Origin of the sequence: Streptomyces sp. NPDC047130, from assembly GCF_040643475.1 — a bacterium.
Lineage (GTDB): Bacteria > Actinomycetota > Actinomycetes > Streptomycetales > Streptomycetaceae > Streptomyces.
Window position 1 is genome coordinate 394,868 of sequence record NZ_JBEYUK010000003.1, and the last position, 16,683, is coordinate 411,550.

Genomic DNA, 16,683 nt, shown 5'->3' on the forward strand with positions numbered 1-16,683 from the left:
CTGAGCGTGCGCGACCTCACCGTCCGCCATCCCTCCCGCGGGCGCCGCCGCGGGACCCGGCCGGTGGTCGACGGGGTCTCCTTCGACATCGCGGCCGGTGAGACGCTGGCCCTGATCGGCCCCTCCGGCGCCGGCAAGTCGACCACCGCGAACGCCGTCCTCATGCTGCGCCGCCCCGACAGCGGGCAGGTGCTGTTCGAGGGCCGGGACCTGGCCGCCCTGGACGCGGCGGCCCTGCGGGCGACGCGTCCGGCCGTCCAGCCGGTCTTCCAGGACCCCTACGGCTCGCTCAGCCCGCGCCTGCGCATCCGCGACACGATCGCGGAGCCGTTGCGCGTGCAGGGCCGGTGGGACCCGGACACCGGCCCGGCCCGCGTCGACGAACTCCTCGACACGGTGGGCCTCGACGTCCGTCTCGGCGGGCGCAGGCCGCACGAACTCTCCGGCGGTCAGTGCCAGCGGGTCGGCATCGCACGGGCGCTGGCGAGCGGACCGCGGCTGCTGGTGCTCGACGAGCCCGTCTCCGGCCTGGACCCCTCGGTCCGCGCCGGCATCCTCAACCTCCTCACCGACCTGCAGGAACGCCTGCACCTCGGCTACCTGTTCATCTGCCACGACCTCGCCGTCGTCCGCCACTTCGCCCACCGGGTGGCCACCCTGCGCGACGGCAGGATCGTGAGCACCCTCCCCGCACGCGAGCTGTACTCCACTGGGCCGTCCACGGTCTCCGGGAACGAAAGGGCCGTCCGATGACCACCTCCGCCCCCTGGACGCTCGCCCCGCTGCGCCCGGAGCCCGGCCGCGTCGTCCGGGGCCGGATCCGGGTCGAGCTGGGCACCACCGCCGTCGAGGTGCCGCTCGTCGTGGTCGACGGGGCGCACCCCGGACCTCGCGTGGTGTTCACGGCAGGGATGCACGGCGGGGAGTTCACCGGCATCGAGGCCGCCGCCCGCCTCGCGGACCTCCTGGATCCCCGGCGGGTCCACGGCCAGGTGGTCATCTGCCCGGTCGCCAACCCGCCGGCGGTGTACGACGGCCGGCTGGCCGCGTCGCCGCTCGACGGCGTCAACATCAACCGGGTCTTCCCCGGCGATGCCGGGGGCCTGCCCACCGAGCGGCTGGCCGCCTGGCACTTCACCCACCTGCTGGCCGGCGCCGACGCCTACGTCGACCTGCACTCCGGAGGCATCGACGAGGACCTGCGCGACTTCGTCGGCCACCGGCTCACCGGCGACCCCGGGCTCGACCGCCGCACGACGGCGATGGCGCACGGCATCGGCATCGCCGACGTGATCGCGGGTCTCGACGCCGGCGGCGGCAACAGCCACGCGGCGGCCGCCCGCGCGGGTGTCCCCGCGGTCCTGGTCGAGTCCGGCCGGCTCGGGGAACGGGACCCCGAGGCCGCCGACCGGCTGAGCCGTGGGCTGCTGGGGCTGCTGTCCGTGCTGGAGGTCGTGGCTCCGTCGGATCCGGCGCCCCCCGCGGGCCCGGTCCGCGCGTGGACGTGGGCGGCCTCCGTGACCGCGCCGGCCACCGGCCTGTGGTACCCGGCCCTCTCCGCCGGGGACGACGTCGCGGCCGGCGGCGTGCTCGGGTACGTGCGGGATCCGGCGGACGGACGCCGGACCCCGGTCCTCTCCCCGGTGACCGGACGCCTCTTCTACGGCATGCGCGCGCTCACCGTCTCCACCGGCGCGGAGCTCGCCGCCCTGGCCCGCCGTTCGGGCGCGTAGCCCCAGCCGCTCCCGGCCTACTTCGCCGTGCCCGGGCCACGCGTGGCGCCGGGCTCGGCAGGAGAGGCGACGAGATCCTCGTAGACGGCGACCTTGTGCCGGATCAGTTCCAGACCGCGTCCGAGCTCGGCGATCTGCCCGGCCACCCGCGCCTCGTGCTCCCGCAGCAGGGCGAGCCGCGCGTGTTCGGTGCCAGCCCCCTCACGGGCGAGGTCGGTGTAGCGCCGGATGTCCGGCAGGGGCATGCCGGAACCGCGCAGCACGACGCACAGGTTGAGCCAGGCGACGTCGTCCTCGGTGTAGACGCGCTGTCCGCCGGCACGCCGGGCGGGTGTGGACAGCAGGACGCCCTCACGCTCGTAGAACCGCAGGGTGTGCACGGACAGCCCCGTGCGTCGCGCGACCTCGCCGATGCTCAGCCCGTCCGCCGGTCCCGGCATGTTCCCCCGCCTCCGCCCACCGGCCCGTCCGGGTGCGGCACTTGATCTAGAGCCGACTCCAGATTCTAGGGTCACCGTCGTCGGGGCGGCGAGTCCGCCCGGACGTCCCCTCGTGCGACGCACGAATCCCTCCCCCCGGCAAGGAGTCGCGCCATGCGCTACCGCACCCTCGGCAGGACAGGCATCGAGGTCAGCACGTTCTGCCTCGGGACGATGATGTTCGGCGCCGTCGGCAACCCCGACCATGACGACTGCGCGGGCATCGTCCACGCGGCGCTCGACGCGGGCGTCAACTTCCTCGACACCGCGGACATGTACTCGGCCGGCGAGTCGGAGGTCGTCGTCGGGAAGGCCCTCCGCGGACGCCGGGACGACGTGGTCCTGGCGACCAAGGTGCACTTCCCGATGGGCGAGGGACGCAACCGCGGTGGCAACTCGCGCCGGTGGATCGTCACGGCGGTGGAGGAGAGCCTTCGGCGGCTCGGCACCGACTGGATCGACCTCTACCAGGTGCACCGGCCCGACCACACGACCGACGTCGAGGAGACCCTGTCGGCGCTGACCGACCTGGTGCGGGACGGGAAGATCCGGGCGTTCGGATGCTCCACCTTCCCCGCGGAGGACATCGTCGAGGCGCACCATGTCGCCGAACGCCGCGCCCTGATGCGGTTCCGTACCGAGCAGCCGCCGTACTCGTTGCTCGCCCGCGGGGTGGAGACGAACGTGCTGCCGGTGGTGCGGCGGCTCGGCATGGGCGCGCTGACGTGGAGTCCCCTGGCGTCCGGGTTCCTCGGCGGCCGGTACCGCAAGGGCGGCCCGATCGATCTGAGCAGCGGCAGAGCGGCGCTCACCCCGGCCCGGTTCGATCCGGCGCTGCCCGTCAACGCGGCCAAGCTGGACGCGGTCGAGGAACTGGTGGGGGTCGCGGACGGCCTCGGCTGCACGCTGCCCGAACTGGCGGTGGCCTTCCCCCTCGCGCATCCGGCCGTCACTTCCGTGATCGTCGGTCCGCGGACCCGGCAGCAGCTGCGTGACGTGCTGAAGGGCGCCGAGCTCGTCCTCGACGACGACGCCCTGGACCGGATCGACGAGATCGTGCCTCCGGGCACCGACCTGTACGCGCCGGACGGGGCCTGGCGCCCCCGGCCGCTCACCGATCCGGTCCTGCGCCGCCGCTACCCCGTGGACGACAGACCGGCGGCGTGAGTCTCCCGACGGCCCGTCGGCACGAGCCGGATCACGGCCGCGCACCGCCGGGTGAGGCGGCGAGCACGGGGCGGCGGGCCGCCGTGAGGAGCGCCGCGGCGAGGACCGCGGTGGCCACCCCGAGGAGGGCGACGGCGGAGGCGAGGCTGCCCGCCGGTTCCTTGCCGGCCAGCAGGACCAGCGGGCAGAGGAACTCGCCGAGGAAGAAGGCCGCGGTCCACAGGCCCATGCCGCGTCCCCGGTCGGCGAACTCCAGGAGGGACATGGCCCGGGTGACCAGCGACGGCAGCAGCAGGCCGGTGCCGACGCAGTTGACGACGGCGCCGACGATCAGCAGCGGGAGGCTGTCCGCGAGGCCCATCAGCACGAAGCCCGCGGCGCAGAGCAGCAGCAGGGCGGGCAGGCGGTGGCGACGGTCCGGGGAGAGACGGGTGAAGAGGACGGAGCCGAGGACGGTCGCGGCGCTCGCCACCGCCGTGACGGCGCCGATGGTGCCGGTGGAGTCGGTGCCGAGGTCGTCCAGCAGGTAGGCCATCTCGACGGGCACGGTGTAGAAGACGACGGCGCCGAAGACGGTGAGGAGGCAGACGCCGGCCATGCGCCGGACAGGGAACGGACGTCGCGGGAGCGGCGCCCCGCTCGTGGCGCCGTGCTCCGTCGGACGGGGCGCCGGCAGGGCGCGGGCCATGAGGGGCGCGATGAGCAGGCCGACGGCGTAGAGCCAGAACGGAGCGCGCCAGTCGGCGGCCCCGAGCACGCCCCCGAGGACGAAGAAGACCGTGGCCGAGGCGGAGGCGCACATGGTCTGCAGGGCCAGGTAGCGGTCGCGGAGTTCACCGCTGTAGTAGTCGCCGATCAGGGTGGTGCAGGCCGTCATGATCGCCGCTTCGGCGATGCCCACGAGGACGCGGCTGATCAGGATGGCGTGGAGCGAGTCCAGCCAGAGGGGTGCCGTCCCGAAGAGCGCGTACAGGACGGTGGCGGCGACCAGGAGGCGCTTGCGGCCGAGCCGGTCGACGATCATCCCGGCGAACGGGGCGAGCAGGGCGAGGGCGAGCGCGGGGACGGTCAGCACGATGGGGACCAGCGCGGCGCTGCCCGGCACGTCGTCGAAGTGGTCCTGCATGCGCGGCAGTACGGGCGCGAGGAGCACCGCCCCCAGAACGGGCAGACAGCTTCCGGCCATCAGGAGCACGGCGGGAAGGCGTCCGGCCGGAGCCGTGTCGGGGGCCTGGTCGCGGGAGGGCGGTATGACGGAAGCGGGCATCACGGCGCTCCAGTAGGAGAGGGGCGAAAGCGGCGCCCGGTGGAGACGGCCGACGAGGACGGCACGGAAACCGGGCGCGGAATGCCCTTGACTATGCGGGCCGCGGGCCGCGCTGCCCACCCTTCGCGCCATCGGGTTCCGCTATGGCCGCCATCCGTCCGACGAATAGGGGGCCGCCCCGCTGATCCGCCGGCGCGTCGGGGGGCTGCCCCTCCCGGACTCCCGGAGGTGTGCACCCGTGCGGACGGGGACGGTCGGGCGTGAACGCCACGGCCGTCCCCGCCGTCGGGACGGGGCTCAGCGGCGGCGCCCTCGCGGTTGCGGGACCTCCAGTTCCTCCAGCTGCGGCCTGTCCCCGTCCTGGATCCGCCGCCATGCCTCACGGTAGAGAACGGCGACCGGCCGGGTGGGCACCACGACGCCCAGGACGGGCTTCTCGCCTTCGAGCGGGCCGTACATCGGCACCTTCCACCGCTCCAGCGGCAGGTGCGGGATCTCGAGCCGGGTCCAGCCGCCGGGCAGGAACAGGGAGCGTCCGGCCTTGGAGCGGCTGCCTTCCACCACGAGGTCGGTCGCGGCCAGTTCGGCACGGGCGGCACGGAGCCGGGCCGTGCCGCCGCGCCGCTGGGTCCAGCCGGTCCAGCGTGCGGTGTTCCGGTCGGTGGGGTCCGGCATGGCGAGCAGCATCAGATAGATGACCGCGGCGTCCTCCCCGATGCCGTACCGCTCGGCCGCCTCGCCGACCAGGTCGGGTACGGAGCGTGCGGGGTCCTGCGGCCACCACTGCCCTTCCGCGTCGCGCTCACCCGCCACCGGGTCCCCGGGGTCGGCGAGCAGACGGGCGAATGCCTGGTCGTGGACCAGGCGCAGCGCCGTCTCCTGGGCGTTGGGCCGTTCACCGGCGGACAGCGCCGACAGGTGCGGGTCGGTTCCCGCCGCGTCCAGCAGCGCGGGCCGGATGGCGGCGACGGTTTCGGCTCCCACGGTGCCCAGCACGACCGCGCCGTGGCGCACGTGGCCCTCGCCCGTTTCGGCGGGGTCGCCGGCGGTGCTGCGGAACGCCTCCCGGTCGACCCGACGGTCGAGGTGGAGCAGCAGGCCGGGGTGGGCCAGCCGGTCGCGCAGCGCGGTCAGCACGCCGGGCAGGACGGCCCGGATCCGGTCGCCGGCCGGGAGGCGGTGGGCGAGCCATGCGGCCAGCGCCACCGAGCCCTTGAGGACGTCGTTGGTGAAACCGGGCGTCTGCTCGGCGGATTCGAGCGAGTAGCGGCCGAACCGCCAGGTCAGGTCCCGGGTCAGCCGGGGCTCGGTGGCCATGCCGACGAAGCCGTACAGTGCCGCGGAGGGTGCCCACCCCGGGGACGCCACGGTGCGGACCGCGTCGTGGAGCACCTCTTCGGGGACAGGTGTGCGCCGGCCCACCCGCTCGTTCCAGATCTCGGCCGCGCGGGCGGCGTCAGGGCCGTCCGTCCAGAGCCGGGCCGGCTCCGTGGGAAGCAGCGCCGCCACGACGGCCTGCCGGGCACCCGCGTCGAGGTTCATCAGTTCGTCCTTGGCCACGCGCGCGTCGGCCGACGTCACCCCGATCGTCTTCAGCGTCGCCGGGGGCACCGCCTCGCGCTTGTCGTCGATCCTGGGCAGGCCCGCGACCACCAACCGGGCCATGGTCGGCGTGACACCGGTGAGCCGCGCGAACTCCTCGGCGGCCGACGGGAACCAGGGGGCCGGTCCGCGTTCGGCGAGCGTGGCGCGGAACGCCGCCGCCCAGCCGGGCGCCCGCGTCGGCCGCGGTACGAACGGTCCGGAGGCGATGAGGGTGTACGGCTCGGGTACCTCGAACCGTCCGGACGGATCGTGGAGGAGCGCCCCGAAGCGGACACCCCCGGGGTCCTCACCGGAGTCCCACTCCTTGAGGAAGTGGTACGGGCGGGAAGGGAAGAGCAGGAACGCGCCGCCCGCGAGCTGCAGCACGGTCTCCTCGCTCGTGCCGCTCGGCGCGTCGGGCCCTTGGAGCCGGCTCCGGTCCAGCCGCAGCCGGACACGGCGCCAGTGGTCGGGGTCGAGCTCCGTGAGCCCGTGGGTGTCGAACACGTCGAGGAACGCGTCCAGCGCTTCCCGGTGCTCCTCCACGGTGCACTCCGAGCCGGCCCGCAACGCCAGGATCGCGGGCAGCTCCGGCAGGGCCAGGGCGTCGAGTTTCTCCAGCGGCTTCTGCCGCACCAGTTCGACGTGGCCCAGGCCCTGCGGAGCCGGCTCGGCCGGGCTCCGCATCGACCGGGCCAGCAGACGGGGCAGGCCGTAGAGGTCGTGGGCGGAGGAGTAGTAGCGGGTGTAGCGGGCGAACGTGCCCCGGCCCGTCAGGCCGACGCCGTTCAGCGCGGCCTCGAGCAGTTCGTCGCCCGGTTCGGGGCGTGTTTCGGGCCGTGGTTCGCGCCCGGTGCCTCCGGCGATCGCCGCGTCGAGCCGCGCGCGTGCCGCGTCCAGGACGCGCTGCTGTTCCGCGGCGAACCGCGTCACCCCGGCGATTCCCGTGCGCAGTGCCGGGTGGCCGACTTCCGGCAGGAGCGTGCGGACCAGTCCGGACACCAGGTCCTGGTCGTCCGTCCTCGGCTCGCCCTGGGTCCCGGCGTCCTGGGTCCTGGAGTCCTGGTTCCCGGCATCCCGCTTTCCGGCCTCCTGGTTCCCGGCCTCCTGGTTCCCGGCGTCCCGCGGCCCCTCCGCGAGGGCTCCGGTGAGCAGGGCCGCCGCGGTCTCCTCGTCGATCCGGCGGAGCGCCGCGGAGCCCTGCGGGTCGCGGGGCTGCAGCAGATGCCAGTAGCGCACGGGCGGCAGCGGCGCGGTACCCGTGGCGAAGGGGCCTGGATCTCCGGCCTGCCGGGCCTGGGCGACCACCGTGCCGTCCGCGTCGAGCAGTTGGATGCCGTACCAGTTCTTGACCACGGCCAGCGTCCGGTCGGCGCCGGGGAACCGCAGCGCGTGCAGCGGAACCCTGTCCCAGTCGGCCGGCCCGGGCACCGAGCGTCCGGCCAGGTCCTCGCACCGCCGCGAGCCGTCGGGCCGCTTCACCACACGCCAGCCGAGGACTCCGTCGACGGGCGCGCACATCGGCCCCGGTACGGCGGAGGGAGCGGGCCGAAGCCAGCCGGACTCCAGGACGCTTCCCTCCGGTGCGGCGCGCACGCCCTCGCCGAACCACTCCGGCTCTCCGGGTTCCCCCGGCGTGTCGCCGACCGGGTCGTAGGCGTGCCATGCGCTGTCACCGTTCCCGGCCCGGTTCCTCGCCCACACCCAGTACGACGTGCCGTCCCCGATCACCAGCCGCCGCTGTGGGACGACGGTGTCCCCTCGGCGCAGCACTCCGTGACCGGTGGTCCGGCCGCCCCCGGGGAGCGGGAGGGAGACAGGGGACATGCCCTCGACGGATCCGTCCCGGGCACCCAGCTCCCTGACGCCGGAGTGCTCGGAGTTCTCGACCTGTATCGGCGGCGCGTCCGCGCTGCGGTGCCAGTAGCCCTGCCACCCGGAGGCGGAGGACGAGTACCACCGGACGAAGAGTTCGCCGTCCACGTACTGGCAGTCGACACGGTGGGGCCGGCCCGCCACGTCCGGCGGAAGGCACAACTCGTGCGTCAGGACGGTGCCCTCCGCCCCGATCACGCGGACCTGCGTGCCGACCAGTACGACGAGGTACGGCCAGGCGTCGGCGATGTGGACCGACCCGGCCCGCTCGCGCGAACCCACCGCCTCCTCCCAGGCGGGCCAGCCCAGTTCGTCCAGGATGCCGGTGCGCAGGGCGCGGGCCAGTGCCGGGGCGACGCCGGTGGCGAGCGCCTCCCGTACCGCCTCCTCGGCGACCGCCAGCACCTCTCCCGGCAGCCAGCTCAGCGTGCGCAGAGCCCTGGGATGGTTGGTGAATCCGGGCAGTTCCGCGGCGATGTACGTCCGGCCGACCTCCCCCACCCATTCGGCGAGCATCGGTCGCCCACCGGGCGACCCGGCCAGGGCGAGGAGGGTCTCCCTGTGGTGCGCCGAGTCGTCCTCGGGGCAACCGCGCCGGAAGGCCGGGCGGAAGCGGGTGTCGGCCTCCAACGCGGCGAGATCACGCCGGCCCTCGCGGGCCGCCCACGCGTCCAGCCCGAGCCGGTGGTGCTCCTGGGGCTCCGCCAGCGGTACGCGCAGGGACAGGAGCTGGTCGAGGAGGTCCACGTCACCGACCGGAGGGGGCAACGTGTCCCCGGTGGCGTCCAGTTCGGTGCGCAGCGTGTCGGCCATACGATCGACGAGCGGATACAGCTCCGCCGGGGCGAGCTGGTGGCGGTCCGCACGGCACAGCTGGAGGAACCTCCGCATCCATCCGGCCGTACCGTCGGGGGACCGCACGTCGGCCGGGAGCGTGCTGTCGCACAGCCCGGCGGTGGCGCCGGACTTCTCCAGCAGGTCAAGCCACTGGGACAGTTCCGCGCCCTCCCACTCCGCGGGCATCAGGCCCAGCAGGGTGCCGCGGAAGGCGGGCTCCCGCCGGGTGAGTTCCAGCAGGGCGGCGCGGTGCGCCTTCCACCAGCCGAGCGGTGCCTTGACGGTGCCGGGCAGCACCAGCATCTCGCGCAGATACGCGACCTCCTCGGCGAGGGCGTTCCTGCCCGCGACCGCCTTCGCCAGCCGGCGCAGATCCGCCGCGGCCGGGCTCGACGGAGGCAGTCCGTGTGCCGCGAGCCGGACGAAGAGCCCGCGCAGGTGCCGGAACGCCGTTTCGACCGGGACCCGGGACGACAGTCCCTTGGCGTAGCTGGACAGGACCTTCGTCGGCACGGCGTCGGCCAGGGAGAACTCCAGGAAGACGGCGTCCATGCGCGCCTCGTCGAAGGGCAGCCCGTGTGCCGTCTCGGCCTTGCGCGCGTTGACGAACATCAGGGACGCGTAGGTCTTCTCGTCGGCGGCGAGGAACACCCGGCCCGCCTGCTCGTAGAAGGTCGGCAGGAAGTGCGGTACGGATGCGGCGAGCCGTTCCCCGATCGACTCGTAGGCCGCACGGGCCCTCTTCGGGCTCGATTTCGCCTTCCGGGCGACCTTGTTCATCTCGTCGATCAGGGACATGGCGAGATGACCGTCCGAGGGGTGACGGACCAGCACCCATTCGGGGAAGCCCAGGGCCCGGGGCCGGCCGAGGCCGACCTCCACCGGCTCGCCATCGGGTTCGAGGCCGAGGAAGCCGGTGCGCGCGCCCTCGGACTGTTCCGCGGCGGTCAGGCGCACGACGATCCGGCCGTCCAGGCCCGGATGCCGGTAGGCCTGGGTGAACATGGGCACGGCGCGGTCGCCCGCCCCGGCGGTGCCCGGCGGCAGTACGGCGCCGGCGCGCAGCAGTTCCTCCGGGTCCGCCGGCGCCGCGTTCCGTGTCATCGGGTCGTTCATGCGTGCGCCTTTCGTGGGTGTGCCTGCTGCCGTGTCGTCCGCGTTCACGCGGCGCCGTCCGTGGTCGGGGTGCGGCCGGCGTGCAGTGCCGCGGCCATGCGCATGCCCTCGGACCAGGCCACGGGGCCGACATCGGTCAGCGGCAGGCGCCGGTGACCGTCCTCGTCGCTCCAGGTCAGCCTGCCGGTCCAGGCCTTCTCCTCGGTGTAGGGATTGCTCATGCCGACCTCTGCGGTGACGATGCGCCCGGCGTCGCGGATCCGGTCCACGACGCTGCCGCCGGAGATCTTGTAGCCGAGGGACGTGGCACGGGCGGAGAGGTGGAACCACGAGCGGTACTCGGCACCGGCGAACTCGGTGATCGCGTCGGTTCCGCCGTCGATCCCGTCGGGTTTGTGCCACGTGGCACGGTGGAGCTGCTCGACCCCCTGGACGACACCCGCTCCGACCGCGAACGAACGGAGTTCCTCCAGGTGCGGGAGGAGCACCGGATGAGGCATCGTCACCGTGCGGGGAGCCAGGCGAACGGTCTCACCATCCAGGTTCACCACCCGCAGTTCACCCGAGTCGTCGGCGTCGCGCAGCAGGCCGAACTCGGCGGGGTCGTCGCCGACGACGACGATGTCGCGCAGCACCGACCGCCACGCCTCGTCGGGCCACAGCCGGGCCAGCAGGCCGGCCGGTACCGGCAGGGAGGACACCATCCAGTTGTCGACCTGCGCCGCGCACTCGGCGGCATGCCGTTCCAGCCACTCGGCGAACCGCTGGAGTTCCTGCACCTCGGGGTGGTCCCGTATCTCCTCCGGCACGCTCCCCGCCCGTCCGGGCGGGGAGTCCGCGGACGCGGACCGGGTCCGGGCCACCACCCGCCCCCCTACCAGAGCGACTTCATGTGTACCGCCCGCCACCAGCCAGCCCATCGGTTCCCGCCTCTTTCCCACTCGGATCCGGCACAGCGCGTCCGGCGACCAGGTCGGCACGCCATGCCCCGCCGTGACTACGGCGGAAGACTAGGGACACCCACCGACAGCCCTCGGCCAGGCGGGTGACCGTGGTGTGCGGTCGCAGGTGGGACGGCCGCTCCGGCGGGGCCGGGTGGTGGCCGACGCGACGGGCAGTCGGTCCGTGCCACGGGCGCGGCCCGCTGTTCGGTGACGGCTCCGCCAGGTGCGCGCGTGCACGGCGGTGAGCGATGGCTGCGTACGGGGCCCTTGGGACGGGTGAAGTGCGTGGGCGCGGACGTGGTGAACCGCCTCTGCCGGACACCGGCCACACGCCGACGGCGCCGCGCGCATCCCTCCGGCGGGCGGGCCCGCCGGAGGGTGCAGACGGAGAGTGGCGGCGGAGGAGGCACCCCTACCCGAGGAAGCTCAACCGCACCTGCCGGTCGTGGTTCGAGACGTTCGTGTCCACCAGGCACACCGACTGCCAGGTGCCCAGTTCGAGGCGGCCGCCGATGACCGGGAGGGTGGCGTGGGGCGGGACGAAGGCGGGGAGGACGTGGTCGCGGCCGTGGCCGGGGGTGCCGTGGCGGTGGCGCCAGCGGTCGTCGGCGGGCAGCAGGTCGCGGAGGGCGGCGAGGAGGTCGTCGTCGCTGTGGGCGCCGGTCTCGATGACCGCGACGCCTGCGGTGGCGTGCGGGACGAAGACGTTGAGGAGGCCGTCGCGGCCGGCGGCGGCCTCGCGGAGGAACTCCTCGCAGTCGCGGGTGATGTCGGCGACGCGCTCGGAGGAGCCGGTGGTGATCTGCAGGACGCGGGTGCTGAAACGGTCTGACATGCCGGCCATCCTGACGCATCCGGGCCGCCGGGGAAGAGAGGCGGGCCCCCGGTCGTTCGCAGGGGTGTGGAGCAGCAGGGTGAACGTGGGACCGAGGTCGTGGTGGTGGGCGCCGGGCAGGCGGGGCTGTCGGCGGCCTACCACCTGAGGCGGGCCGGGTTCACGCCCGGGCCGGGCTTCGTGGTGCTGGACGACGCGCCGGGGCCGGGGGGCGCCTGGCAGTTCCGGTGGCCGTCGCTGACGTACGGCAAGGTGCACGGGATGCACTCGCTGCCGGGCATGGAGCTGACCGGGGCGGACCCGGCGCGGCCGTCGTCCGAGGTGATCGCGGAGTACTTCGCCGACTACGAGCGCGCGTTCGGCCTCCAGGTGCTGCGGCCCGTGGACGTGCGGGCGGTGCGGGAGGGGGACCACGGGCGGCTGCGGGTGGAGACCTCGGCCGGGGTGTGGTCGACGCGGGCCCTGGTCAACGCCACGGGAACCTGGAACCGGCCGTTCGTGCCGAGGGTGCCGGGCCAGGAGACCTTCCGCGGCCGGCAGGTGCACACGGTGGGGTACGCGGGGCCGGAGGAGTTCGCGGGGCTGCGGGTGGTGGTGGTCGGCGGGGGCGCGTCGGGGACGCAGCACCTGCTGGAGCTGGCCCCGTACGCGGCGGCGACGGCGTGGGTGACGCGGCGGCCACCGGTGTTCCGGGCGGGGCCGTTCGACGAGGAGGCCGGGCGGGCGGCCGTGGCCCTGGTCGAGGAACGGGTGCGGCAGGGGCTGCCGCCGCGCAGTGTGGTGTCGGTGACCGGGCTGCCGCTGAACGACGCGATCCGGGAAGGTCTGCGGAACGGGGTGCTGGACCGGCTGCCGATGTTCGACCGGATGACGCCGGAGGGCGTCGCATGGGCGGACGGCCGGAGTTTCGCGGCGGACGTGGTGCTGTGGGCGACCGGTTTCCGGGCCGACGTGGGCCACCTCGCTCCGCTGCGACTGCGCGAGCCGGGCGGCGGGATACGGCTGGTCGGCACGCGGGCGGCGGCGGACCCGCGGGTGCACCTCGTGGGGTACGGGCCGTCGGCCAGCACGGTGGGGGCCAACCGGGCGGGCCGGGCGGCGGTGCGGGAGGTCCGGCGGCTGCTGGAGGGGAACCGCGCGGACGCGCGGGGCGGTGCGGACACGCAGGGCGGCACGGACGCGCGGGGCGGTGCCGCTGTGCAGGGCGGCACGGACGCGCAGGGCGGCACGGCTGCGCAGGGCGGCACGGCTGCGCGGGACGGCACCGGCACGCAGGGCGGCACGGACGCGCGGGACGGCACGGGCACCCAGGGCGGCACCGGCACCCAGGGCGGCACCGGCACGCAGGGCGGTGCCGCTGCCGTGGCGGCCTGAGAGCGGGAGAAGCCGCGGAGCCGCGGAGCCGCGCGTCGGGCGTCGGGCGTCACGCCCTCGCGCGGCGCCCGACGGGAACGCCCCGGGCGCCGCGACCCGGTCGTCCCCCGCTCACCCCCCGGTCGCCTCCAGCTCCGTGTCCCGCCGCACCAGCGCGGCGTAGCGGCCGTCGAGGCGGAGGAGGTCGTCGTGGGTGCCGCGTTCGACGACGCGGCCGCGGTCGAGGACGACGATCTGGTCGGCGCCGCGGATCGTGGAGAGCCGGTGGGCGATGGTGATCGTCGTGCGGTCGGCGGAGAGGGCGTCGATGGCCTCCTGGACCGCGCGTTCGGTGCGGGTGTCCAGGGCGCTGGTCGCCTCGTCGAGGAGGAGCACCGGCGGGTCCCGCAGGATCGTGCGGGCGATGGCCAGGCGCTGTTTCTCGCCGCCGGAGAAGCGGTGCCCGCGCTCGCCGACCACCGTGTCGTAACCGTCGGGAAGCGCGGCGATGTGGTCGTGGATCTGCGCGGCGCGGGCGGCGGCGTGGAGTTCCTCGTCGGTGGCGTCCGGCTTGGCGAAGCGGAGGTTGTCGGCGACGGTGGCGTGGAACAGGTAGGTCTCCTGGGAGACCACGCCCACCGCGCGGGCGAGGGTGTCGAAGTCCAGGTCGCGGACGTCCACGCCGTCGAGGGTGACCCGCCCGCCGGTGACGTCGTAGAGCCGGGGCACCAGGTGCCCCAGGGTGGACTTGCCGGCGCCGGTGGTGCCGACCACGGCCAGGCTTCCGCCCGCGGGCACCGTGACGTCGACGCCGTCGAGCACGGGCTCGTCGTGCGGGTCGTAGCGGAACTCGACGTCCTCCAGGCGCACCTCGCCCTTGATCCGGTCGAGGTGGACCGGGTTCTCCCGCTCGGTGATGTCGACCGGGAGGTCGAGGTACTCGAAGATGCGCTGGAAGAGGGCGAGCGAGGTCTGGATCTGCACGCCGGTGGACAGCAGGCTGACCGTCGGGCGGAAGAGGCCCTGCTGGAGCGAGGTGAAGGCGACCAGCGTGCCCAGGGAGACGGCGGGTCCGCCGAGGTGGAGGGCGAGACCGGCCGTCCAGTAGATCAGCGCGGGCATCGCGGACATGACGATGCCGATGACGGCCATCCGCCACCGGCCGGCCATGTTGGACCGGACCTCGAGGTCCACCAGCTTCTCGGACTCGTCGGCGAAGGACCGGGTGAGGGAGTCGGCGCGCCCCATGGTGCGGCCGAGCAGGATGCCGCTGACCGAGAGCGACTCGGTGACGGTGGCCGCCATCGCCGCCATCTGCTTCTGCCGCTTGGTGGTGATCTTCTTGCGCTCGTCGCCGACCCGGCGGCTGATCCAGACGAAGACCGGCAGCAGGAGCAGCGAGACGACGGTCAGCCGCCAGTCCAGCGCCAGCATGGCGACCACGGTGGCGATGACGCCGGTGAGGTTGGAGACCAGCGAGGTGACCGTCGAGGTGACGGTGGCCTGCATGCCGCCGATGTCGTTGGCGATGCGGGACTGCACCTCGCCCGTGCGGGTGCGGGTGAAGAAGGCCAGGGACATCCGCTGGAGCCGCCCGTACACGGATGTCCGCAGGTCGTGCATCACGCGCTGGCCGACCGTGGTGGAGATGAGGGTCTGCAGCACGCCGAAGACCCCGCCCAGCACGGCGCTGACGATCATGCCCAGGACCAGCAGGCTCAGCAGGCCCGTGCGCTGCTGCGGGAGGGCGACGTCGAGTATCTCGCGGAGCAGGAAGGGGCTGGCCACCGAGACCAGCGAAGAGGCGCCGACCAGGACGGCGACCACGGCGAGACGGCCCCGGTAGGGCCGGAAGAGGCGCAGGATGCGGCGGACCTGCCGCGGCCGCTCGGGGTCGGCCGGGGGCGGGGTCCAGTCGATGCGGTCGGGACGCATGGGCTCCTTAGGGATGAGGACGGCCGATGAGGACGGCGGACCACGGATCGTCGAAGAGCTTAGCTCACTGTTACCTATATTCACAATGAACATGGTCCTGGTACCGTGCCCGCATGACGCCTCCCGACTCCGACGGGCTCCTCGCCGAGCAGCTGCTGCGCCTCACCCGCCGCGTCCACCGCATCCAGAAGCGCCATCTGGAGCTGCGGGGGATGGCGATCACCCCGGCCCAGTCCCGGCTGCTGCGCGCCCTCGCGGCCTGTGCCGCGCCCCCGCGGATGGCCGACCTGGCCGAACGCCTGGAGGTGGTCCCCCGCGCCGTGACGACGCTGGTGGACGGGCTGGAGGCGAGCGGCCGGGTGCGGCGTGCGCCCGACCCGGAGAACCGCCGGGTGACGCGGATCGAGCTGACGGACGAGGGCCGGGCCGCGCTGCGGGAGCTGCGGGCGGCGCGGCGGGCGGCGGCGGAGGAGATCCTGGAGCCGCTCTCCCACGACCAGCGCGAGGTGCTCGGAGGCCTGCTGAACACCCTCGTCGACGGCGCCCCCGCGGGCCGCCCGGGAGCCGTCTAGGGACGCGCCGGGGCCGGCTCCCGGACGCGCCCGGGAGCGGTCCGCGGACGCCCTCGGGAGCGGTCCACGGACGCTGCGCGGCCACCCCGCCGTTTGCGCGGTCCCCGGCCCCGGTGGACGCTGGACAGTGTGAACGGCCGCTACTCGGCGGGAGGAACTCGTGGGCATCGCCGACGGACCAGGGGACGACGTCTACCAGCCCGACGCGTCCGACATCCAGGACGACTCCGGTCTCCTCGACGTCGAGGACACGCTGGAGACCGACGACGTCGACGACCCGCTGGACCGCGGCTGGTCCCCGCCGGAGAAGCCGTGGGGCGTGGAGCACACGGGCGAGACGGCGGCCGAGCAGCACCGGGGCGAGTCGCTGGACGAGCGGCTGGCCAAGGAGGTGCCGGACGGGCCGGACCTCGGACTCGACGGCGACGGCATCGGCGACTCCGTGGACACCGACGGGGAACCGCTGGACGCCGAGGTCGGGTCGGCCCGGGCCGGACGGCTCGTGGCGCCCGACGAGGGCCTGCGCCGCGACACGGAGGCGGTCCTGGCCGCCCGTGACGTGGGCATCGACGGAGCGGCCGCCTCGGCGGAGGAGGCGGCCGTCCATCTCATCGACGAGGAGTGAGGACCGTGCAGAAGGACAAGCACCCCGACTACCGGCCCGTGGTCTTCCGCGACCGGGCGGCCGGCTACGCGTTCCTCACCCGGTCGACGGCGAGCAGCGACCGGACGATCGACTGGGACGACGGGCAGACGTATCCGGTGATCGACGTGGAGATCTCCGCGGAGAGCCACCCGTTCTACACCGGCAAGGCCCGCACGGTGGACTCCGAGGGCCGCGTGGCCCGGTTCGAGCGCCGGTACGGCGGGGCGGCCGGCGCGGGCGGCGGCGACCGGGGTGCCGGCGACGACCGCGGTGCCGGCGGCGACACCGCCTGACCGGGGGCGACCCGGCCCGAGTGCCTCGCGCCGCGGGCCACCGTCCC

General features: G+C 74.4%; 12 protein-coding genes and 1 pseudogene. 7 read left to right on the forward strand and 6 right to left on the reverse strand.

Translation table 11 applies throughout. The features are described from left to right. Positions 1–6 precede the first annotated feature (6 nt). Positions 7–753 (forward strand): dipeptide/oligopeptide/nickel ABC transporter ATP-binding protein, encoded by a 747-nt coding sequence (locus ABZ836_RS06920; RefSeq protein ID WP_361140294.1) that lies wholly within the window; start codon positions 7–9, stop codon positions 751–753. Continuing rightward, a complete protein-coding gene (locus ABZ836_RS06925) occupies positions 750–1,733 on the forward strand; it encodes a succinylglutamate desuccinylase/aspartoacylase family protein (protein WP_361140068.1) in 984 nt (327 codons plus the stop codon). The genes ABZ836_RS06920 and ABZ836_RS06925 overlap by 4 nt, the downstream gene beginning before the upstream one ends. 17 nt (positions 1,734–1,750) lie before the next feature. On the opposite strand, the gene ABZ836_RS06930 is transcribed toward ABZ836_RS06925, so the two are convergent. After that, positions 1,751–2,173 (reverse strand): MerR family transcriptional regulator, encoded by a 423-nt coding sequence (locus ABZ836_RS06930; RefSeq protein WP_356128094.1) that lies wholly within the window; start codon positions 2,171–2,173, stop codon positions 1,751–1,753. Positions 2,174–2,326: 153 nt separating this feature from the next. On the opposite strand from ABZ836_RS06930, the gene ABZ836_RS06935 reads away from it, so the two are divergent. Next, the gene (locus ABZ836_RS06935) at positions 2,327–3,379 is read left to right on the forward strand and encodes an aldo/keto reductase (protein ID WP_361140072.1); all 1,053 of its coding nucleotides are present in this window, start codon (positions 2,327–2,329) and stop codon (positions 3,377–3,379) included. Between the two features lie 31 nt (positions 3,380–3,410). Here ABZ836_RS06935 and ABZ836_RS06940 read toward each other — a convergent pair whose 3' ends face one another. From ABZ836_RS06940 to ABZ836_RS06955, 4 genes are all read right to left on the reverse strand, one after another. Then, positions 3,411–4,565, reverse strand: a complete 1,155-nt coding sequence (locus ABZ836_RS06940) for an MFS transporter (protein ID WP_361140296.1) — start codon at positions 4,563–4,565, stop codon at positions 3,411–3,413. A gap of 378 nt (positions 4,566–4,943) precedes the next feature. Then, positions 4,944–10,058 carry a DNA-binding protein gene (locus ABZ836_RS06945; RefSeq protein ID WP_361140075.1) on the reverse strand — a complete coding sequence of 1,705 codons (5,115 nt, stop codon included), beginning with the start codon at positions 10,056–10,058 and terminating at the stop codon, positions 4,944–4,946. Positions 10,059–10,102: 44 nt separating this feature from the next. Then, complete coding sequence (locus tag ABZ836_RS06950) at positions 10,103–10,978, reverse strand: DUF4132 domain-containing protein (protein WP_361140078.1); 876 nt, start codon at positions 10,976–10,978, stop codon at positions 10,103–10,105. 436 nt (positions 10,979–11,414) lie between these two features. Continuing rightward, positions 11,415–11,837 carry a secondary thiamine-phosphate synthase enzyme YjbQ gene (locus tag ABZ836_RS06955; protein ID WP_356128104.1) on the reverse strand — a complete coding sequence of 141 codons (423 nt, stop codon included), beginning with the start codon at positions 11,835–11,837 and terminating at the stop codon, positions 11,415–11,417. A 66-nt stretch (positions 11,838–11,903) separates the two neighbouring features. Between ABZ836_RS06955 and ABZ836_RS06960 the strand changes: the two are divergent. After that, a pseudogene (locus tag ABZ836_RS06960) lies at positions 11,904–12,962 on the forward strand (NAD(P)-binding domain-containing protein); the annotation flags it as partial. Between the two features lie 360 nt (positions 12,963–13,322). Here the strand turns inward: ABZ836_RS06960 and ABZ836_RS06965 are convergent. Then, positions 13,323–15,125 (reverse strand): ABC transporter ATP-binding protein, encoded by a 1,803-nt coding sequence (locus ABZ836_RS06965; protein ID WP_361140081.1) that lies wholly within the window; start codon positions 15,123–15,125, stop codon positions 13,323–13,325. A gap of 113 nt (positions 15,126–15,238) precedes the next feature. On the opposite strand from ABZ836_RS06965, the gene ABZ836_RS06970 reads away from it, so the two are divergent. The 3 genes from ABZ836_RS06970 (at position 15,239) to ABZ836_RS06980 (ending at position 16,636) form a co-directional block, all read left to right on the forward strand. Next, entirely contained in the window at positions 15,239–15,697 is a 459-nt protein-coding gene (locus tag ABZ836_RS06970; RefSeq protein ID WP_356128113.1) for a MarR family transcriptional regulator, read from the forward strand. A 160-nt stretch (positions 15,698–15,857) separates the two neighbouring features. Beyond that, positions 15,858–16,322 carry a DUF5709 domain-containing protein gene (locus ABZ836_RS06975; RefSeq protein ID WP_356128116.1) on the forward strand — a complete coding sequence of 155 codons (465 nt, stop codon included), beginning with the start codon at positions 15,858–15,860 and terminating at the stop codon, positions 16,320–16,322. A gap of 5 nt (positions 16,323–16,327) precedes the next feature. After that, a complete protein-coding gene (locus tag ABZ836_RS06980; protein ID WP_356128119.1) occupies positions 16,328–16,636 on the forward strand; it encodes a type B 50S ribosomal protein L31 in 309 nt (102 codons plus the stop codon). Positions 16,637–16,683 lie beyond the last annotated feature (47 nt).